Origin of the sequence: Pseudomonas sp. URMO17WK12:I6, assembly GCF_003253625.1 — a bacterium.
In the GTDB taxonomy this organism is placed as follows: domain Bacteria; phylum Pseudomonadota; class Gammaproteobacteria; order Pseudomonadales; family Pseudomonadaceae; genus Aquipseudomonas.
In genome coordinates, this window is the sequence record NZ_QKYZ01000004.1 from 353,344 (window position 1) to 371,453 (window position 18,110).

Consider the following 18,110-nt stretch of genomic DNA (forward strand, 5'->3'; position numbering starts at 1 on the left):
TACTTTCATGCGTATCGGACTTGTCGGTTACGGCCATGGCGGCCGGTTTTTCCATGCTCCGCTGATCAGCAGTTTGCCGGCGGCGACGTTTGTGGGCGTGGTCACCCGTTCCGCCGAGCGCCGACAACTGCTGGCCACGGAACATCCCGGCGTGCCGGCCTTCGACAGCATTGGCCAACTGGTCGAAGCTGGGGTTGATGTGCTGGTGGTGTCCACGCCGCTCAAAGGTCGTCCGGCGTTGGTGCTCGACGCCATCGAACACGGGGTAGCGGTGGTCAGCGACAAGCCGTTCGCCGCCGATACGCAGCAGGCGCAAACCCTGATCACCATGGCCGAGCGTCAGGGCGTGCATTTGAGCGTCTACCAGAACCGGCGCTGGGATTCGGATTTCCTCACCGTACGCAAACTCATCGAGTCCGGTGCCCTGGGCCAGATCACCCGTTTCGAGTCGCGGATCGAACGCTACTCGCCACAGTCGGTGAACAACGGCAGCGGCGGTGGTTTCCTGCGCGATCTGGGCAGCCATCTGGTGGATCAGGCGTTGCTGTTGTTTGGCCCCGTCACCCGGGTTTACGCCGAACTGGATTACCTCGAAAAAGGCCAGACCTTCGACAACGGCTTCTTTATGTCCCTGACCCATGCCAGTGGCGTGATCTCGCACCTGAGTGGCAGTTGCCTGCAAAACACCCCGGGCCCGCGTTTTCGCGTGACCGGCACCCAGGGCTGCTACAGCGTCGACGGTCTGGACGGGCAAGAGGCGTCGGCCCTGGCCGGGCTCACGCCCAAATCCGAGGGCGAGCGCTGGGGCGTCGAAGAGCATCGTCGCTGGGGCTGGTTCGAACAGGGCGAGGTGCGCGAGCGGGTGCCGTCCGAGCGAGGCTGCTGGAACCAGTTCTATTTGCAGCTACAAACCGCGTTACAGAGCGGTGGCCCACTGCCGGTCGAGGCCCGTGATGCACTGGCGACCACCCGCGTGCTAGACGCTGCGCGGCTCAGTTTCGAGCGCCATCAAGTGGTGACTTTGAGCGCATTTGAAAGCCATGGAACAAAATCAGAATAAAATTCTAAAATGAGTTGATATAGAAATTATTTTCCAATAAAGTCGTTTCCAGGTTGCCGACTATCAACGTCCGATCACGCTCAAGCAGGCCTTGAACGAGTGAAGGACGCACCAAAAACAAGAAACAAAGCCAGGTACCGTCGATGAAAACCTTCAACTCTACTCTGCATGCTTTACGTTCCGCGCTGCACCTCTCTCGCGACCTGCCTCGCGTCTCGTTTCATTCCGTCTCTCGCTTGCTTTGCGTCGAACGCAAGGGCGCCCTGGTCTGCTGCATTCCGGGAGCGCCGATAGTCCGCTTGCCCGCTTACTGAAATCGTCACGCCTTATCCATAAAACCAACAAGAATGTGGAGAAAGACCTTTCATGAAGACCAAGATCCGTTTCGCCTCGCTCGCCTTGTCCCTGATGCTCGCCAGCGGTGCCGCACTCGCTGACATGAAGATCGGCGTCAGCATGGCCCAGTTCGATGACACTTGGCTGACCTACCTGCGCGAATCCATGGACACCAAAGCCAAGTCCTATCCCGATGGCGTCAAGCTGCAGTTCGAGGATGCGCGCAGCGACGTGGTCAGGCAGTTGAGCCAGGTAGAAAGCTTCATCAGCCAGAAGGTCGACGCCATTGTGGTCAACCCGGTGGATACCGCCGCCACCAAGAAAATCACTGAAGCAGCGGTCAAGGCCGGTATTCCGCTGGTGTACGTCAATCGTCGTCCCGACGACATGAACCTGCCCAAAGGCGTGGTCACTGTCGCCTCCAACGATCTGGAGGCCGGTCAGATGCAGATGCAGTACCTGGCGGAAAAAATGGGCGGCAAGGGCGACATCGTGATTCTGCTCGGTGATTTGGCCAACAACTCCACCACCAACCGCACCAAGGGCGTAAAAGAGGTGCTGGCCAAGTACCCGAACATCAAGATCGAGCAAGAGCAGAGCGGCATCTGGTCGCGGGACAAGGGCATGACCCTGGTCAACGACTGGCTGACCCAGGGCCGCAAGTTCGACGCGGTCGTCTCCAATAACGACGAGATGGCGATTGGCGCGGCCATGGCCCTGCAACAGGCGGGTGTCGCCAAAGGCAGTGTGCTGATCGCCGGTGTTGACGGTACGCCCGACGGTTTGAACGCGGTGAAGAAGGGCTCTCTGCTGGTTTCGGTGTTCCAGGACGCCAAGGGGCAGGCTGATGGTTCGGTCGACACGGCGGTGAAAATGGCCAGGAACGAACCGGTGGAGCAGGCCGTGTGGGTGCCGTATCGCTTGATCACTTTGCAAAACGTTGACCAGTTCAAATAGTCCGTCCGTTCGATAACAACAATAAGCACGCAAGGTTGCGACGCGACCTTGCTGATGGAGTACCTGATCATGTTCGCTTCAGCGACTGCTTCGAGCACCCCGTTGGTGGGTATCCAGCCAACCGCAACACCTGTCGATGAGCCGTACCTGCTGGAGATCATCAACGTCAGCAAGGGTTTTCCCGGTGTGGTGGCCTTGTCCGACGTACAGCTGCGGGTGCGTCCCGGTTCCGTGCTGGCGCTGATGGGCGAAAACGGTGCCGGCAAATCCACCCTGATGAAAATCATTGCCGGCATCTACCAGCCGGACGCTGGCGAGTTGCGCCTGCGGGGCAAGCCGGTGGTCTTCGAAACGCCACTGGCCGCGCTCCAGGCCGGGATTGCGATGATCCACCAGGAACTCAACCTGATGCCACACATGAGCATCGCCGAGAACATCTGGATCGGCCGGGAGCAGCTCAACGGCCTGCACATGATCGATCACCGCGAAATGCACCGCTGCACCGCCAAACTGCTGGAGCGGCTGCGGATCAATCTCGACCCGGAAGAGCAGGTGGGCAACCTGAGCATCGCCGAACGGCAGATGGTCGAGATCGCCAAGGCGGTGTCCTACGACTCCGACATCCTGATCATGGACGAACCGACTTCGGCTATCACCGATAAGGAAGTCGCCCACCTGTTCTCGATCATTGCCGACCTCAAGAGCCAGGGCAAAGGCATCATCTACATCACTCACAAAATGAACGAAGTGTTCAGCATCGCCGATGAAGTGGCGGTGTTCCGCGATGGCGCCTACATCGGCCTGCAACGGGCCGACAGCATGGACGGCGACAGCCTGATTTCGATGATGGTCGGTCGCGAACTGAGCCAGTTGTTCCCGGTGCGCGAGAAGCCGATCGGCGATCTGTTGCTGTCGGTACGCGATCTCAAGCTGGACGGCATTTTCAAGGATGTCTCCTTCGACCTGCATGCCGGGGAGATCCTGGGCATTGCCGGGTTGATGGGCTCGGGGCGGACCAATGTCGCCGAGGCGATTTTCGGCATCACTCCGAGTGACGGTGGCGAGATCCGGCTCGACGGCGAGGTGGTGCGCATCACTGATCCGCACATGGCCATCGAGAAGGGGTTCGCGTTGTTGACCGAAGATCGCAAGCTCAGCGGCCTGTTCCCGTGCCTGTCGGTGCTGGAAAACATGGAAATGGCGGTATTGCCCCATTACGTCGGCAACGGCTTCATCCAGCAGAAAGCCCTGCGCGCGTTGTGTGAAGACATGTGCAAGAAGCTGCGGGTGAAAACGCCGTCGCTGGAGCAGTGCATCGATACCTTGTCCGGCGGTAATCAGCAGAAGGCCTTGCTGGCGCGCTGGCTGATGACCAACCCGCGAATCCTGATTCTCGACGAGCCGACCCGGGGCATCGATGTCGGCGCCAAGGCCGAGATCTACCGGCTGATCTCGTACCTGGCCAGCGAAGGCATGGCGGTGATCATGATTTCTTCGGAACTGCCGGAAGTGCTGGGCATGAGCGACCGGGTCATGGTCATGCACGAGGGCGACCTGATGGGCACCCTCGACCGCAGCGAAGCGACCCAGGAACGAGTGATGCAACTGGCCTCGGGCATGTCCGCGGTTCACTAATGGATGCCGGCGGTGGCCGTGGCCGCCGTCGACGACGCAATAGAAGGGAGAGTGGTTATGAACGCGATACTGGAAAACAAGCCTGCAATGGCACCGGTCAAGAGTCGTCGGCGCTTCCCGACTGAGCTGAGTATCTTCCTGGTACTGATCGGCATCGGTCTGGTCTTCGAGCTGTTCGGCTGGATCGTGCGGGACCAGAGCTTCCTGATGAACTCTCAGCGCCTGGTGCTGATGATCCTGCAAGTGTCGATCATCGGCCTGCTGGCGATCGGGGTGACCCAGGTCATCATCACCACCGGTATCGACCTTTCCTCGGGTTCGGTGCTGGCGCTGTCGGCGATGATTGCCGCCAGCCTGGCCCAGACCTCGGACTTTGCCCGGGCGGTGTTTCCGTCCCTGACTGACTTGCCGGTGTGGATTCCAGTGATCACCGGGCTGGGGGTGGGATTGCTGGCGGGGGCGATCAACGGCAGCATCATTGCAATCACCGGGATTCCACCGTTCATTGCCACCCTCGGCATGATGGTCTCGGCGCGCGGTCTGGCGCGCTACTACACCGAAGGTCAGCCGGTGAGCATGCTCTCGGATTCCTACACGGCCATTGGGCATGGCGCGATGCCGGTGATCATCTTTCTGGTGGTGGCGGTGATCTTTCACATTGCCCTGCGCTACACCAAGTACGGTAAATACACCTACGCCATTGGCGGCAACATGCAGGCGGCGCGTACCTCCGGGATCAACGTCAAGCGGCATCTGGTGATTGTCTACAGCATCGCCGGGTTGCTTGCCGGCCTGGCCGGGGTGGTGGCGTCGGCACGGGCCGCGACGGGGCAGGCCGGGATGGGCATGTCTTATGAACTGGACGCGATTGCCGCGGCGGTCATCGGCGGCACCAGCCTGGCCGGTGGCGTTGGGCGCATCACTGGCACCGTAATCGGGGCATTGATTCTCGGGGTCATGGCCAGCGGCTTTACCTTTGTCGGTGTTGACGCTTATATTCAAGACATTATCAAGGGGCTGATTATTGTGGTGGCGGTGGTCATCGACCAGTACCGCAACAAGCGCAAACTCAAGCGCTAAACCACACGAAAGACGAAACTGCGCCACGCCTGACCCGCGTGGCGCAGCCGTTTGTCTTCTATATACAGCCGCTGGACTGAATTTCTTGCTATAAACGCACTCCGATAAGCGCCTCAAAGCTCGCCATAGAGCACTTTCAGGGCTTTGTCGGACAGATTTGCTGTCTTTTCAGTTGCTGAGGCCTCAAGTCGGCCTTAGACTGCCGCCCCTCGTAAATTGAGTGCCGGGTGGCGCTTGGAATAAACGGCGCCGTTCCAATGACCGCACAAGGCTCAACGGAACGCTCCCTAATTCGCCTTAATGCACGTTTTTTTATAGAGATATCAATGACAAAGGACAAGTTGCTGGCCATGCCGGCGGATGACTACATGAATGCCGAGCAACATGCTTTTTTCTCTGAGCTGTTGCAGAACATGAAAGTCGAAACCCATGAGCGCATCGAACAGAATCGCATCGCCATCGAGAGCCTGGACACCCCGGCCGATCCGGCTGACGCAGCTTCTGTCGAAGAAGAGCGCACCTGGCTGGTGAACGCGATCGATCGCGACCAGCGCATGCTGCCTCAGTTGGAACAGGCCCTGGAACGCATCAAGGAAGACAGCTTCGGCTGGTGCGATGACAGCGGCGAGCCAATTGGCCTCAAGCGCCTGCTGATCAGCCCGACCACCAAGTACTGCATCGAAGCTCAAGAACGTCACGAGCAGATCGACAAGCACCAGCGTCAGGCCTGATTCTGTGAGGCAGCCAGCTAATAACTGGCTGCCTTGAAAAGATCGCAGCCTTTGGCAGCTCCTACAGGTTTATGTGAACCCGTGCAGGAGCTGCCGAAGGCTGCGATCTTTGCTTTTCGACGTCTGCGAAAACACCCGTGCACTTCTATTGATCTGCTGCAACCCCCCACTACTAACGGACCATAGATAATGGCCTTGTGGTGGCGTTTAATGCGGATACAACAATTAGAAGATGCCTGGGGTGACAAACGATGATGCGAGACGGGTCTCTGGCTGGGGCAGTGCCCGCAGCCGTACTTTTGCCGAAAAACCAGTGGCTCACGCCGACTCTGCAAAGCATCGCCCTGATGCTCTTGCTGTGTGGCATGGCATTGGCTGGCTGGTCGCTTTACCTTGGCCTGCCATTGGCTGTGCTGATTATCTGGCTGCCGCGCCTGCGCTCGCGCACGCTGCCGCAGGCAACCCCGGCTGACAACGCCAGCGCCATCGCCGGTTTGACTCGCGATCTTTCCTACACCACCAGTCATAACGCCTTGTCGGCGGCCGGCGTGGCCTTTTCGGTCAAGCAACTGGCCGACAAGCTGCAATCGCAACTCGGCGCCGCAGCACAGATTGTCAGCAGCGCTGAAGTGATGATCGCCACCGAACAGGCTACCTCGACACTCAGCCGGGAAGCCTTGAGCGCGGCGAGCGAAGCCCATCAGAGCAGCGCGGCAGGGCGTACGGAACTGATCGAGTCCATCGCGCGCATGCATCAACTCAGTCAGCGTGCCAGCAGCAGCCGCGAGTTGATCGAAGCCCTGAGCCTGCGCAGTGACGATATCCAGCGGGTCACGCTGGTGATCCAGTCCATCGCCAGCCAGACCAATCTGTTGGCGTTGAACGCAGCCATCGAAGCGGCGCGGGCCGGGGAACACGGTCGCGGGTTTGCGGTGGTGGCCGATGAGGTTCGTGGCCTGGCCGCGCGCACGGCGACGGCGACCGGCGAAGTCGGGGAGATGGTCGCTGACATTCAACAACGCACGGCGCAAGTGGTGGAGCAGATTCGTCAGTTGGCCAGCGACCTCAATACTGGCGTTGCGCAGGTCGAGCACACGGGGCAGCACCTGGAAAACATCGCGCGCCTGGCCGCCGGTGTTGAAAGGCAGGTCGGGGAAATCGCTCTGGGTGCAGACACTAATCGCGAACAACTCGACAGCCTGTTCCACGCCATCGAACAAATGCGCAGCGACCTGGCGATCAGTGACCAGCAAACCCAGCGCCTGGCCCAGGCGGCGGTGCAAATGGAAGGGCAGGCCGAAACCATCAGTGAACGTCTCGCCGAAGTCGGGCTGGATGACTATCATCAGCGGATTTACGACCTGGCCCGCGAAGGGGCGAGTCAGATTGCGGCGCGTTTCGAGGCGGATATCGACCAGGGCCGGATCAGCCTCGACGACCTGTTTGATCGCAATTATCAGACGATCCCCAACACCAGCCCGACCAAATACCAGACCCGCTTCGACCGTTACACCGATCAGGTCTTGCCGGCGATTCAGGAACCGTTGCTGCCGCGTCACGAAGGCCTGGTGTTCGCCATTGCCTGCACGCAGCAGGGGTATGTGCCGACCCACAACACGGTGTTCAGCCAGCCACTGACCGGCGACGTGCAAGTCGATACCCTGCAAAACCGCACCAAGCGCAAGTTCGCCGACCGCACCGGGATTCGCTGTGGCAGCCACCAGCAGGCCGTACTGTTGCAGACCTACACCCGCGACACCGGTGAACTGATGCACGACCTCTCGGTGCCGATCATGCTCAAGGGTCGTCATTGGGGTGGATTGCGGTTGGGCTACAAACCGGAAAAGCCTCGCTGATAGCCTGGCAATTGTTACCGCATATGCAACGAAGCTGTGCAGCGCTGTTGCTGTTTCCTCGAGGATGAACTCATTAACATGCCTGCATAGTTAGGTCGCTAATGAAATTCGAGAGGTCAGCATGCAAAGCAAAGTCGATGTCGCGGTCATGATTGGCAGCGGCGTGCCCGCCAGTTTGCGAGCGATGGGGCAGAGCGTCTGTTGGGTGGTGCTGCTCAACGGTGAGCGCCGGGGGACGGTGTTCTCCAGTCGTAATGAAGCCGAGGAGTGCAGGGCTGCCTGGTTGGCACAATTGAACGTCGAAATGCCCGACAGCCTGCATTGAGCCTCAGCTAGTGAATCTGGTGCATGCGCAGGTTCAGGTCGTCGACCACGTGCGCCCAATCGGCGTCTTCACGCAGTTGTTCCTTGAGGAAGCCGGCTTGTTGCGGAGTCCAGAACTCGGCATCGATGAGTTTCTTGTCATCGGGCAACGGTGAATGCAGGGCAATGAAATCGTCGATGGCCTTTTCGCTGGAGTCCAGGCCGAGCTGGTCGAACAAGCCTTTCAAGTCATGTGTGGGTGAATCCATCTTCATCTCCTTGCAGATAATCAATCGCCTCGGGCGTGAGGTCTGAGGTGCGGCTTCATTGCATCTGAGGGGGCCGCGCGCCAGGGAGTTCGATAACGATGTTCAAAGCAGGGATGAGCATAGACTGTAAACCCGATGGTCAGCCCTTCAACGCACCCTCATCGACGGCAAGCTTCAGGGCTTTGGCGGACTCCTGGGCGGCAATCGTCGCGACTTCCGCAGTCTTGAACCAGCGATCCTTTTCGACCTGGTGATACGACACCGTGGTCAACGGTGGTTTGGCGCGCATGATAATGACTGCCTGGAATTCACCGTCGACCTCTCTGGCTTCGCCCCGGATAAAAAATTCACCGATATCAAATTCCGTCACGTAGCAGTCTTCCCTTTGAAATATTATGTTTGTATTGAGCGCCGTCCACCCTGGAGACGGGTTTCATGGGGCGGGCAGTATGGCAGTAGTTGCCTGCCGGCGGCTGAGTTAAGTCGCCGGCGTGACGAAACGTCTATAAATGTGAATGCCGCAAGATGAGTCAGTTGCGAGACTCGAGCGAGCGGGCAAGGGCGCAGGCTTCGTTATGGTCGGCGCGGAAACCTCTGACACGTCCGGTGGATATTTCCCTGATGTGGAAAAAGGCGTTGCCGGCCAATACCACCTGAAAACGCGGGAGCAGATGCGCTTCAGGGAGGAAATCCTGCTGGCGGAGTACTATCGATTGCAGAAGTGACGAGCCGTTTGTGTGGTGTGTGTGAGGCTGGGCGAAGTGAGTCAGTGTGCACATATGAAGTCCTTTTCGTGGTTTTACCGACGTGCGTACGTTGTTTTGGGTAGTCTCGGTGAGCATGGCTGCTCTAGAATCGCTCTCACTGGTTGGCGATTGCTGCCCATCTAAAGCAATTTTTTACTGGCGATATGTCAGAAAAGTGCTTTTTTTAAAGAGATTTTTCCCTAAAGTTGGTGATCCGGTTTTTCTGGCCGTCAGAAGGGCGTTTTCCTTCAACCTCTGACGACCGCCAGGCAAGACGATGCGGGGGATGTTCCAGTAATCTTCCCAAACCTCGCGATGAATGAGCCCTCTGCTCGTTCCAGGATTACGACCCGGGTCATTTGGCTAAACCTCGGCATTGCCGCTTTTTTCTGCTGTGCGCGTTTCCTGCGTGCGGCATCATTTTCAGATGTGGGGATGTTTCCTTGGCAGTAAGTAATCTCGATATGCATGCTTTGTTCGTACTGGGTGATTTGCGCGCAAAGCTGGTTAAACAGTTTCAGTCACGTTTCGTCTACATCACCGAACAGAACGCTGAAGGCATTTACATTGCCGAGATCGACACCGAAGCCGCGCTGGTGGTAGACGACAAGCCCGGGCTGAAACTCAAGGTCGGCGATCATTTCAGCGCTTCCGTATTGCCCAGCCGCGAAGGCGGAAAACTGGATATCAAGTTCCGCGAAATCAAATTGACGGTGTACGGACTGGGGGATTACGCGTTCGTGACCACCGCAGACGGCCACGGCATTGTGTTCAAGGAAGGTCATAGCGTGGTGATGGTGTTTGCGGCCCACCAACAATTGCAGGAAGGCCTGACCAAGACACTGAAAGCCGTGACTGCCAAGGCCGCCAAGTGGCGCAAAGGCGAACTGGTGACCTTCAAGGCCAGCGACTAATGACCCAGACCCGCGCCGATTTCCATGAACAGAACCAGGCCAGTGCACACGCCGAGGCCCAGCGCCTGTTGGCTGAAAAGGCCGTTCTGCAGGGAGCCTGGCTGAGTTGGGTAGCGTCACAGATTTATATGTTGCGCCCGGCGGCGTACGCCAGCATGGTCAGAAGAGAGCTTGCGCGCTTGCAGGAACCTTCCGAAAAATAATCCTCGCCCCTCGAAAGCAGAAACCTCTACTACAGTCAGTTGACTGAGTATTCAGAGGCTTGTGGTCTTCTTTGTCAGGCCATCCTGCTATTGCTGTGAACAGCACGAGGTGCAAGAGCATGAAGGGATTACGACGGTTACTGGCCGCTACCCTGGCCACGTTCGGCTTGTTGGTTTCACCCGTTCCGGTATTCGCTGCCCAGGCACCGATTCACTTTGCCGACCTGAATTGGGAAAGTGGCAGCCTGATCACCGAGATTCTGCGGATCATCGTCGAGCAGGGCTACGGCTTGCCGACCGATACCTTGCCCGGAACGACCATTACCCTGGAAACCGCCTTGGCCAACAATGACATTCAGGTCATTGGCGAAGAGTGGGCGGGCCGCAGTCCGGTCTGGGTCAAGGCTGAGGCCGAGGGCAAAGTCGCGAGCCTGGGCGATACGGTCAAGGGCGCCACCGAGGGCTGGTGGGTGCCGGAATACGTGATCAAGGGCGACCCGGCCAAGGGCATCAAGCCGCTGGCGCCGGGGCTGCGCAGTGTCAGTGATCTGCCGCGCTACAAGGATGTGTTCAAAGACCCGGAAACCCCGAGCAAGGGACGCTTCCTGAACAGCCCGATCGGCTGGACGTCGGAGGTGGTCAACAAGCAGAAGCTCAAGGCCTATGGGCTGAACGACAGCTACGTGAACTTTCGCAGTGGTTCGGGGGCGGCGCTGGACGCAGAGATCAGTTCGTCGATTCGTCGCGGCAAACCAGTCCTGTTCTATTACTGGTCACCGACGCCATTGCTCGGCCGTTTCAAGCTGATTCAACTGCAAGAGCCGCCATTCGACGCCGAAGCCTGGAAAACCCTGACCGAGGCCGACAACCCTAATCCGAAGCCGACTCGCTCACTGCCCTCGAAGCTGTCCATCGGTGTGTCCGCGCCGTTCCAGAAACAGTACCCACAGCTCACCGAGTTCTTCAGCAAGGTCGATTTACCGATCGAAGCGTTGAACAAGGCCCTGGCGGAGATGAGTGAAAAACACACTCCGCCACGTCAAGCGGCCGAGGCGTTCATGAAGGCGAACCCGCAGGTGTGGCAGGCCTGGGTGCCCAAGGATGTGGCGGATAAAGTCGCTGCCCAGCTGAAATAAACTGCTCGGGTGTACATAAAACCCGTAGAAGCCTGCGATCTTTTGATTTTGCCGTTGGAAGCAAAGTCAAAAGATTGCAGGCTTCGCCAGCTTGTGCCGGGTGCTTTTAAAATCGCGCAAGGAAGTTCATTCTGCTGCAACATTTCACACGGGACGTCTGAATATGAGCCTTTTGGTCGCGCAATGGATTGCTGCAATCTTTCTGGTCATCAGTCTGATCCACCTGTATTGGGCGGCGGGTGGCAAGTGGGGTAGCGAGGCGGTGGTACCGAGCGTACCCGGGGAGGGCGGTGAGGCATCAAGGCCGGCGTTCAAGCCATCGGGCTTTGGCACGCTGCTGGTGGCGGTGGGTTTGCTGCTGATTGCGATGCTGGTGTGCCTGCGGGTCGGGCTGTATCTGCCCACGGTGCATCACTGGTCGTTGCAATGGGTGATTAGCGCGATTGCGCTGCTGATGTTCGCTCGGGCGATCGGCGATTCGAATCTGGTGGGGTTCTTCAAGCAGGTCAAGGGTTCGAAGTTTGCCCGGCTCGACACTTGGGCGTATTCGCCGTTGTGCTTGGTGTTGGGGGCCGGGTTGCTGGCAGTGGCCTGGATCTGAGGGGGGCGGTCAATCGCTTTCGCGAGCAAGCCCGCGAAGAGATCCCGCCAATCAACACAAATCCCTGAACTAACTCCCGGGTTCCGTGCGCCGACTACTCACTTCCGCCGGCACATCATCCCCCGCCATGCGCTTGCGGAACAGCGCCGCCCGGGCCAGCAGCAGCGTGGTCACCGGCATCGTGATCGATAACAGAATCGGAATCAGCCAGGCATGCAACACCGGCCCCGACTTGAGCGCCGAAAAGTAAATGATCGAAGCCAGAGCCACACACCACGCGCCCAAAGTCGAGGCCAGCGCCGGTGGGTGCATGCGCTGGAAGTAATCCTTCATCCGCAGCAGCCCGACCGCGCCGATCAGTGCAAACAGACTGCTGAGCACCAGCAGAATCGCCACCGGTATTTCCACCCACAAAGACAGTTCAGCGTTCATTCGATCACCTCGCCACGCAACAGGAATTTGGCCAGGGCAAACGAGCCGACGAAGCCGAACAGGGCGATCAGCAGCGCCGCCTCGAAGTAAGTGTCACTGGCATAACGAATGCCCAGCGCGAGCATCATCAGCATGGCGATGATGTACAGGTAATCCAGGGCCAGAACCCGGTCCTGGGCTGACGGGCCCTTGAACAGGCGGATCAGGGTCAGAATCATCGCCAGCGAAAAGATGAACAGGCTCAGCAGGATCGCGTTCGACAGCAATGCGCTCATTCGAAGATCTCCATCAAGGGGCGCTCGTAGGTCGCCTTGAAGTGCTGGATGAATGGGCCTTCGTCATCCAGATCGAAAACGTGCAGCAACAGAATGCTGCGATCCAGCGCCAGTTCCGACCAGACCGTGCCGGGAATCACCGTGCAGATGATCGACAGCGCCGCCAGACCGTTGGCATCGCGCAAGTCCAGCGGCACCTTGATGAACCGCGAGCGAGGCGCACGCCGCCCGGCATTGAGCACGCCCCAGGCCACGGCGAGGTTGGACACCAGCACATCGCGCCCGACCAGCAAGAACAAACGCAAAATCACCCTGGGGCGACGAATGCGGATCGGCAACGGCCGCAGCTTGCGCATCATCAGTGGGGCACAGAGGCCCAATACCGCGCCCAACAGCACATTGCCGGGGCTCATCGACAGGTTCAACAGCAGCCACAGCAGCCACAAGGACAGTGACAACCACGGCGCAGGAAACAGACGCTTCATGGTTGCACCTCCACCAGTGCTGCCCTGGCTTCAGGGCTCGGCACCGCACGGGTGCCGAGCACCGCCATCACGTATTGCTGAGGGTTATTCAATGCTTGAGCGGCGGCCTGGGTGTAGCGCAACAGCGGTTCAGCCTTGAACGTCAGCGCAATGCTCAGCCCCAGCAGAACCATGATCGGCACGCATTCCAGACGACGCAGCAAGGGCGATGGCCGCTCTTGCGGGGTCCAGAAACGCTGGATACCCACACGCGAGAAAGCGATCAACGAGGCCAATCCGGACAGGATCAACAACGCCAGCAACCCCCACGCGCCGTTCGATACCGGCTCGTCGCTGCCATGACCCAGGCCCAGCGGGTTGAGCAGGGCGCTGAGCAGGCTGAGTTTGCCGATAAAGCCGGAGAGCGGCGGCATGCCGATAATCAATAAAGCGCAGGCGATGAAGCTCAGGCCGAGGAAGGCCATGGTCCAGGGAATCACCTGACCGACCACGGCTTTCTGGTCGTCATCGAGGTTGAAGCCTTTGGGCGGCTGCAAGGATTCCAGGGGCCGTGGCAGCAGCTCGCCGTCATCGTCCAGTGGCATTTCGTTGGCCGAACGCGAACGTTCGATCAACTCCGCCAGCAAGAACAGCGCGCTCAAGGCCAGGGTCGAGCTGACCAGATAGAACAGCGCCGCGCCGATCAGGTTCGGCTGGGCGAAACCGATGGCCGACAACAAAATGCCTGCCGACACCAGGATGCTCAGGCTGGCCATGCGCTCCAGGCGTTGCGCGGCGAGGATCGCCACGGCGGCGCAGACGATGGTCGCCATGCCGCCGTAGATCAGCCAGTCGCCGCCGAAGTACGCAGAGGCCCCGGCCTGGCCGGAGAACAGCAGCGTCCACAGGCGTAGCAGGGTGTAGACGCCGACCTTGGTCATGATCGCAAACATCGCCGCTACCGGCGCGCTGGCTGCGGAGTACGCCGGCACCAGCCAGAAGTTCAGCGGCCACATGCCAGCCTTGGCCAGGAACGCCACTGCCAGAATCGCCGCGCCGGCATGCAGCAGGCCGCGATCGGCTTCCGGCACCAGCGGGATTTTCAGCGCCAGGTCGGCCATGTTCAGCGTGCCGGTGACGCCGTAAATCAGCGCCGCGCCAATCAGGAACAGCGACGAGGCCAGCAGGTTGATCGAGATGTAATGCAACCCCGACGACACCCGCGGCCGGCCCGAACCGTGCAACATCAGCCCGTAAGAGGCGGCGAGCAGCACTTCGAAAAACACGAACAGGTTGAACAGGTCCGCCGTGAGGAAGGCGCCGTACAGGCCCATCAACTGAATCTGGAACAGTGCGTGGAAACTCGAACCGGCGCCGTCCCAGCGGGCCATGGCGAACAGCAGGGCGCTGACGCCGATGATCCCGGTCAGCACCAGCATCAACGCCGACAGGCGATCGACGACCAGCACGATACCGAACGGCGCCTGCCAGTTGCCCGGCAGGTACACGCCGATGGAGCCGGGCACACCGGTGGTCTGCGTCCATTGCAGCAGCATTACGGCAATGCCCAGTCCCAGCAGGCTGGAGAACAGGTTGATCTTGGCCTTTAGCGGGCGGTGTTTCTCGCCCAGCATCAGCATCATGGCGGCGGTCAGCAGCGGCAGCAGAATCGGTGCAACGATCAGGTGAGTCATCGCCATCATTCTTTAGGCTCCCGGCCATCCACATGGTCGGTGCCAGTCAGGCCCCGGGAGGCGAGCAGCACCACCAGGAACAGCGCGGTCATGGCGAAACTGATGACGATTGCGGTCAACACCAGCGCCTGCGGCAGCGGGTCGGTGTAGTGCAGCAAATCCTGAGGCACGCCGTCCTTGATGTTCGGCTCCTTGCCGATGAACAGGCTGCCCATGCTGAAGATGAACAGGTTGACGCCATAGGACAGCAGGCACAGGCCCATGACCACCTGGAACGTCCGTGGCCGCAGGATCAGCCATACGCCGGACGCGGCCAGCACACCGATGGCGATTGCGATGACTTCTTCCATCAGATGGCTCCTTGGGTGGCAACGGCTTTGGCCGCGGGCCTGATTTGCGCGCTGGTTTTATGACCGCGTACCGATTGGTGGGCGAGGGCGGTGAGGATCAACAGCGTCGAACCGACCACCACGGCGTACACGCCAATATCGAAGAACAGCGCGCTGGCGATATGAATGTCACCCAGCAGCGGCAGCTCGAAATGCCAGGTGTGGGTGGTCAGGAACGGATACCCGACCGCCATCGCCCCGAGCCCGGTAACGGTGGCGAACAACAGCCCGGTGCCCATCCAGCGCAGCGGCCGCAAGCTCATTTGCGCCTCGACCCACTGGGTGCCGGCGACCATGTATTGCAGGATGAACGCCACCGACATCACCAGTCCGGCGACGAAACCGCCACCCGGTTGGTTGTGCCCGCGCAGGAACAGATAGAAGGAGATCACCAGGGCGATCGGCAACAGCAGGCGCACCAGCACCGCCGGCACCATCATGAAACCGAGCGCGGTGTCGCTGGCGTGACGCGGGTTGACCAGATCGGTGACCACATCGGGCGCCAGCAGACGCTGTTGGGCCGGCAGTTGCAGGCTTTCTTTCGGAGGGCGGAAGCGTCGCAGCAGGGCGAACACCGCCAGGGCCACGGCCACCAGCACGGTGATTTCGCCGAGGGTGTCGAAGCCACGGAAATCCACCAGCATCACGTTGACCACGTTGCTGCCACCGCCTTCGGGTAGGGCGCGGCTGAGGTAGAACGAAGAAATGTCGTTGGGCGTCTGGCGGGTCAGCATCGCGTAGGACAACAGCGCCATGCCGCCACCGACCGCTGTCGATAGCAGCAAGTCGCGAACCCGCCGTACCCGCGCCTTGCGCAGGCTGCTCGGCAACGGTGACACCTCTTCGATCCGTCGCGGCAACCAGCGCAGGCCGAGCAGGATCAGCACCATGGTCACCACTTCGACCACCAGTTGCGTCAGGGCCAGGTCCGGCGCCGAGAACCAGACGAAGGTCACGCAGGTCATCAGGCCGCAGACACTGACCATGGTCAGGGCCGCGAGCCGGTGATACTTGGCTTGCCACGCCGCGCCGAGGGCACAGGCAATCGCCAGCAGCCAGAGGATCACGAACACGATCGAGCCCGGAATTTTCGCCCGGTCACCCCAGCTCAGGCTGCTGTGCAGCATCGGGATCACCCCGGCCAGTACGGCGGCGAGCACCACCAGAAACAGTTGGGTTTGCAGGCGCCGGGTGCTGATCCGCCGCTCCAGCCGTCGGGCCAGACGCATCATGACCACCAGGCTGCGCTCGAACAGCCGCTTGCCATTGAAACGGCTGATCACCGGCGGGTGCGTGAAGCGTCCTTGCTTGAGTTGATTACGCAGCAACAGGTAAAGCACGATGCCGCCGGACATGGCAATCAGGCTCATGAACATCGGTGCGTTCCAGCCGTGCCAGATCGCCAGGCTGTACTCGGGCAGCGTGCCGCCCACCACCGGCAATGCGGCGGCGGCGAGCAGCGAGCCGACCACTTGAGCGGGGAAAATCCCCACCACCAGACAGGTGAGCACCAGCAACTCCACCGGCGCGCGCATCCAGCGCGGCGGTTCGTGCGGGGTGTGCGGCAGATCGGTGGCGGTCGGGCCGAAGAACACGTCAACGGTGAAGCGCAGGGAGTAGGCGACGCTGAACGTCCCGGCGATGGTCGCGACGATCGGCAGGGTCATCTCGATCCAGGCCGTGGCGTTGATGAACACGGTTTCGGCGAAGAACATCTCTTTCGACAGGAAGCCGTTGAGCAGCGGCACGCCGGCCATGGAGGCGCTGGCAACCATGGCCAGGGTGGCGGTGAACGGGATCAGTTTGACCAGGCCGCTGAGTTTGCGAATGTCCCGGGTGCCGCTTTCGTGGTCGATGATCCCGGCGGCCATGAACAGCGAGGCCTTGAACGTGGCGTGGTTGAGAATGTGGAACACCGCGGCCACGGCGGCCAGCGGACTGTTCAGGCCCAGCAGCAGGGTGATCAGGCCCAGGTGGCTGATGGTCGAGTAGGCCAGCAGGCCCTTGAGGTCGTTCTGGAACATCGCGCAGTAAGCGCCGAGCAACAGGGTGCAGGCGCCGGCCCCGCTGACGATGTAGAACCATTCTTCACTGCCGGACAGCGACGGCCACAGGCGCGCGAGCAGGAACACCCCGGCCTTGACCATGGTCGCCGAGTGCAGATACGCCGAGACCGGTGTCGGTGCCGCCATCGCGTGGGGCAACCAGAAGTGGAAGGGAAATTGCGCACTTTTGCTCAGGGCGCCAATCAGGATCAGGGGCAGCAGAACAGGGTAGAGGGCATGCGCGCGAATCAGATCGCCGGCGGCCAGGACCTTGTCCAGGTCATAGCTGCCCACCACATGGCCGAGCAGCATGACCCCTGCCAGCAAACACAAACCGCCCGCGCCGGTGACCATCAGTGCCATATAAGCACCCCGTCGCGCATCGGCGCGGTGGTGCCAGTAGCCGATCAACAGGAACGAGAAGAGGCTGGTCAGCTCCCAGAAAAACACGATCTGGATCAGGTTGCCGGAAATCACCAACCCCAGCATGGCGCCCATGAACGCCAGGAAAAACGCAAAGAAGCGCGGCACCGGATCGTCTGGTGACATGTAATAACGGGCGTACAACGAAACCAGCGTGCCGATGCCTAGCACCAGCATCGAGAACAGCCAGGCGAAACCGTCCATGCGCAGCACGAAGTTCAGGCCCAGGCTGGGGAGCCAGAAGAACTCTTCACGGATCACGCCGCCATGGGCGATTTGCGGGTACAAGAGGGCGACCTGGACGGTGCCGATCAAGGCAACCAGACCAGCCAACAGCGATTCGGTATTACGCGCGTTGTGCGGCAGCAAGGCTGCCAGACAGCTGCCGATAAAAGGCAGAAGCAGTAGAACTATCAGGGACATAGGCTTCTAATCTGCGGAAGTTTGTGAAGCATCATACGTGCCAGCTCCCCGATCACCAAACGCCAAGCTGTCGCAGAATCCTACAAGATAGACGCAGAAACCCTGTTTATCATTGTTTCAAAGGAGATCGCGATCGTT

The 18,110-nt window shown here is 60.0% G+C and carries 20 protein-coding genes; 11 read left to right on the forward strand and 9 right to left on the reverse strand.

What is annotated here, in order from left to right; translation table 11 throughout:
• The first annotated feature begins 7 nt into the window (after nucleotides 1–7).
• The 7 genes from F475_RS09925 to F475_RS09955 all read left to right on the forward strand — a co-directional run bounded on the left by F475_RS09925 (nucleotide 8) and on the right by F475_RS09955 (nucleotide 7,980).
• Nucleotides 8–1,060, forward strand: a complete 1,053-nt coding sequence (locus tag F475_RS09925; RefSeq protein ID WP_111453824.1) for a Gfo/Idh/MocA family protein — start codon at nucleotides 8–10, stop codon at nucleotides 1,058–1,060.
• 366 nt (nucleotides 1,061–1,426) lie between these two features.
• On the forward strand, nucleotides 1,427–2,353 hold the full coding sequence (locus F475_RS09930) for a sugar ABC transporter substrate-binding protein (RefSeq protein WP_111453825.1): 927 nt from the start codon (nucleotides 1,427–1,429) through the stop codon (nucleotides 2,351–2,353).
• Between the two features lie 69 nt (nucleotides 2,354–2,422).
• Nucleotides 2,423–3,988: a sugar ABC transporter ATP-binding protein gene (locus tag F475_RS09935; RefSeq protein WP_018928025.1), complete on the forward strand. Its 1,566-nt coding sequence runs from the start codon at nucleotides 2,423–2,425 to the stop codon at nucleotides 3,986–3,988.
• 57 nt (nucleotides 3,989–4,045) lie between these two features.
• Nucleotides 4,046–5,068, forward strand: coding sequence for an ABC transporter permease (locus tag F475_RS09940; RefSeq protein WP_018928024.1), 1,023 nt, complete (start codon nucleotides 4,046–4,048; stop codon nucleotides 5,066–5,068).
• Between the two features lie 326 nt (nucleotides 5,069–5,394).
• Nucleotides 5,395–5,799: a TraR/DksA C4-type zinc finger protein gene (locus F475_RS09945; RefSeq protein ID WP_007935965.1), complete on the forward strand. Its 405-nt coding sequence runs from the start codon at nucleotides 5,395–5,397 to the stop codon at nucleotides 5,797–5,799.
• Between the two features lie 632 nt (nucleotides 5,800–6,431).
• Nucleotides 6,432–7,655, forward strand: a complete 1,224-nt coding sequence (locus F475_RS09950; RefSeq protein ID WP_371924287.1) for a methyl-accepting chemotaxis protein — start codon at nucleotides 6,432–6,434, stop codon at nucleotides 7,653–7,655.
• Between the two features lie 121 nt (nucleotides 7,656–7,776).
• The gene (locus tag F475_RS09955) at nucleotides 7,777–7,980 is read left to right on the forward strand and encodes a hypothetical protein (RefSeq protein WP_064617034.1); all 204 of its coding nucleotides are present in this window, start codon (nucleotides 7,777–7,779) and stop codon (nucleotides 7,978–7,980) included.
• Nucleotides 7,981–7,987: 7 nt separating this feature from the next.
• On the opposite strand, the gene F475_RS09960 is transcribed toward F475_RS09955, so the two are convergent.
• The 3 genes from F475_RS09960 to F475_RS30695 all read right to left on the reverse strand — a co-directional run bounded on the left by F475_RS09960 (nucleotide 7,988) and on the right by F475_RS30695 (nucleotide 9,006).
• A complete protein-coding gene (locus tag F475_RS09960; protein ID WP_018928021.1) occupies nucleotides 7,988–8,227 on the reverse strand; it encodes a DUF2789 domain-containing protein in 240 nt (79 codons plus the stop codon).
• A 139-nt stretch (nucleotides 8,228–8,366) separates the two neighbouring features.
• Nucleotides 8,367–8,597 carry a hypothetical protein gene (locus F475_RS09965; RefSeq protein WP_018928020.1) on the reverse strand — a complete coding sequence of 77 codons (231 nt, stop codon included), beginning with the start codon at nucleotides 8,595–8,597 and terminating at the stop codon, nucleotides 8,367–8,369.
• A 160-nt stretch (nucleotides 8,598–8,757) separates the two neighbouring features.
• Nucleotides 8,758–9,006 (reverse strand): hypothetical protein, encoded by a 249-nt coding sequence (locus F475_RS30695; protein WP_081626538.1) that lies wholly within the window; start codon nucleotides 9,004–9,006, stop codon nucleotides 8,758–8,760.
• A gap of 410 nt (nucleotides 9,007–9,416) precedes the next feature.
• On the opposite strand from F475_RS30695, the gene F475_RS09975 reads away from it, so the two are divergent.
• The 4 genes from F475_RS09975 (at nucleotide 9,417) to F475_RS09990 (ending at nucleotide 11,827) form a co-directional block, all read left to right on the forward strand.
• The gene (locus F475_RS09975) at nucleotides 9,417–9,887 is read left to right on the forward strand and encodes a hypothetical protein (RefSeq protein WP_111453827.1); all 471 of its coding nucleotides are present in this window, start codon (nucleotides 9,417–9,419) and stop codon (nucleotides 9,885–9,887) included.
• A complete protein-coding gene (locus tag F475_RS09980; RefSeq protein WP_007935975.1) occupies nucleotides 9,887–10,090 on the forward strand; it encodes a hypothetical protein in 204 nt (67 codons plus the stop codon). Before F475_RS09975 ends, F475_RS09980 begins: the two co-directional genes overlap by 1 nt.
• Nucleotides 10,091–10,209: 119 nt before the next feature.
• On the forward strand, nucleotides 10,210–11,226 hold the full coding sequence (locus F475_RS09985; RefSeq protein ID WP_064617035.1) for an ABC transporter substrate-binding protein: 1,017 nt from the start codon (nucleotides 10,210–10,212) through the stop codon (nucleotides 11,224–11,226).
• Nucleotides 11,227–11,389: 163 nt separating this feature from the next.
• Nucleotides 11,390–11,827 carry a DUF3995 domain-containing protein gene (locus tag F475_RS09990; RefSeq protein ID WP_111453828.1) on the forward strand — a complete coding sequence of 146 codons (438 nt, stop codon included), beginning with the start codon at nucleotides 11,390–11,392 and terminating at the stop codon, nucleotides 11,825–11,827.
• A 69-nt stretch (nucleotides 11,828–11,896) separates the two neighbouring features.
• Here the strand turns inward: F475_RS09990 and F475_RS09995 are convergent, their stop codons facing one another.
• From F475_RS09995 to F475_RS10020, 6 genes are read right to left on the reverse strand one after another with little or no spacing between them, the layout of a single operon-like run.
• A complete protein-coding gene (locus F475_RS09995) occupies nucleotides 11,897–12,259 on the reverse strand; it encodes a Na+/H+ antiporter subunit G (protein ID WP_018928015.1) in 363 nt (120 codons plus the stop codon).
• The gene (locus tag F475_RS10000) at nucleotides 12,256–12,534 is read right to left on the reverse strand and encodes a K+/H+ antiporter subunit F (protein ID WP_008151692.1); all 279 of its coding nucleotides are present in this window, start codon (nucleotides 12,532–12,534) and stop codon (nucleotides 12,256–12,258) included. The genes F475_RS09995 and F475_RS10000 overlap by 4 nt, the downstream gene beginning before the upstream one ends.
• On the reverse strand, nucleotides 12,531–13,019 hold the full coding sequence (locus tag F475_RS10005; RefSeq protein ID WP_111453829.1) for a Na+/H+ antiporter subunit E: 489 nt from the start codon (nucleotides 13,017–13,019) through the stop codon (nucleotides 12,531–12,533). Before F475_RS10005 ends, F475_RS10000 begins: the two co-directional genes overlap by 4 nt.
• The gene (locus F475_RS10010; RefSeq protein WP_111453830.1) at nucleotides 13,016–14,701 is read right to left on the reverse strand and encodes a monovalent cation/H+ antiporter subunit D; all 1,686 of its coding nucleotides are present in this window, start codon (nucleotides 14,699–14,701) and stop codon (nucleotides 13,016–13,018) included. Before F475_RS10010 ends, F475_RS10005 begins: the two co-directional genes overlap by 4 nt.
• Complete coding sequence (locus F475_RS10015) at nucleotides 14,698–15,042, reverse strand: Na+/H+ antiporter subunit C (RefSeq protein ID WP_007935994.1); 345 nt, start codon at nucleotides 15,040–15,042, stop codon at nucleotides 14,698–14,700. The genes F475_RS10010 and F475_RS10015 overlap by 4 nt, the downstream gene beginning before the upstream one ends.
• A complete protein-coding gene (locus F475_RS10020; protein WP_111453831.1) occupies nucleotides 15,042–17,972 on the reverse strand; it encodes a monovalent cation/H+ antiporter subunit A in 2,931 nt (976 codons plus the stop codon). The genes F475_RS10015 and F475_RS10020 overlap by 1 nt, the downstream gene beginning before the upstream one ends.
• Nucleotides 17,973–18,110: the final 138 nt, after the last annotated feature.

What these genes read in the sequence shown, in the direction of transcription:
- F475_RS10020 (WP_111453831.1), bottom strand. Translation starts at nt 17,972, where the DNA reads ATGTCCCTGATAGTTCTACTGCTTCTGCCTTTTATCGGCAGCTGTCTG.
- F475_RS09985 (WP_064617035.1), top strand. Translation starts at nt 10,210, where the DNA reads ATGAAGGGATTACGACGGTTACTGGCCGCTACCCTGGCCACGTTCGGC.
- F475_RS09980 (WP_007935975.1), top strand. Translation starts at nt 9,887, where the DNA reads ATGACCCAGACCCGCGCCGATTTCCATGAACAGAACCAGGCCAGTGCA.
- F475_RS09995 (WP_018928015.1), bottom strand. Translation starts at nt 12,259, where the DNA reads ATGAACGCTGAACTGTCTTTGTGGGTGGAAATACCGGTGGCGATTCTG.
- F475_RS09940 (WP_018928024.1), top strand. Translation starts at nt 4,046, where the DNA reads ATGAACGCGATACTGGAAAACAAGCCTGCAATGGCACCGGTCAAGAGT.
- F475_RS09950 (WP_371924287.1), top strand. Translation starts at nt 6,432, where the DNA reads ATGATCGCCACCGAACAGGCTACCTCGACACTCAGCCGGGAAGCCTTG.
- F475_RS09960 (WP_018928021.1), bottom strand. Translation starts at nt 8,227, where the DNA reads ATGGATTCACCCACACATGACTTGAAAGGCTTGTTCGACCAGCTCGGC.
- F475_RS09935 (WP_018928025.1), top strand. Translation starts at nt 2,423, where the DNA reads ATGTTCGCTTCAGCGACTGCTTCGAGCACCCCGTTGGTGGGTATCCAG.
- F475_RS09925 (WP_111453824.1), top strand. Translation starts at nt 8, where the DNA reads ATGCGTATCGGACTTGTCGGTTACGGCCATGGCGGCCGGTTTTTCCAT.
- F475_RS09990 (WP_111453828.1), top strand. Translation starts at nt 11,390, where the DNA reads ATGAGCCTTTTGGTCGCGCAATGGATTGCTGCAATCTTTCTGGTCATC.
- F475_RS10010 (WP_111453830.1), bottom strand. Translation starts at nt 14,701, where the DNA reads ATGATGGCGATGACTCACCTGATCGTTGCACCGATTCTGCTGCCGCTG.
- F475_RS09930 (WP_111453825.1), top strand. Translation starts at nt 1,427, where the DNA reads ATGAAGACCAAGATCCGTTTCGCCTCGCTCGCCTTGTCCCTGATGCTC.
- F475_RS10005 (WP_111453829.1), bottom strand. Translation starts at nt 13,019, where the DNA reads ATGAAGCGTCTGTTTCCTGCGCCGTGGTTGTCACTGTCCTTGTGGCTG.
- F475_RS09955 (WP_064617034.1), top strand. Translation starts at nt 7,777, where the DNA reads ATGCAAAGCAAAGTCGATGTCGCGGTCATGATTGGCAGCGGCGTGCCC.
- F475_RS10000 (WP_008151692.1), bottom strand. Translation starts at nt 12,534, where the DNA reads ATGAGCGCATTGCTGTCGAACGCGATCCTGCTGAGCCTGTTCATCTTT.
- F475_RS30695 (WP_081626538.1), bottom strand. Translation starts at nt 9,006, where the DNA reads ATGTGCACACTGACTCACTTCGCCCAGCCTCACACACACCACACAAAC.
- F475_RS09945 (WP_007935965.1), top strand. Translation starts at nt 5,395, where the DNA reads ATGACAAAGGACAAGTTGCTGGCCATGCCGGCGGATGACTACATGAAT.
- F475_RS10015 (WP_007935994.1), bottom strand. Translation starts at nt 15,042, where the DNA reads ATGGAAGAAGTCATCGCAATCGCCATCGGTGTGCTGGCCGCGTCCGGC.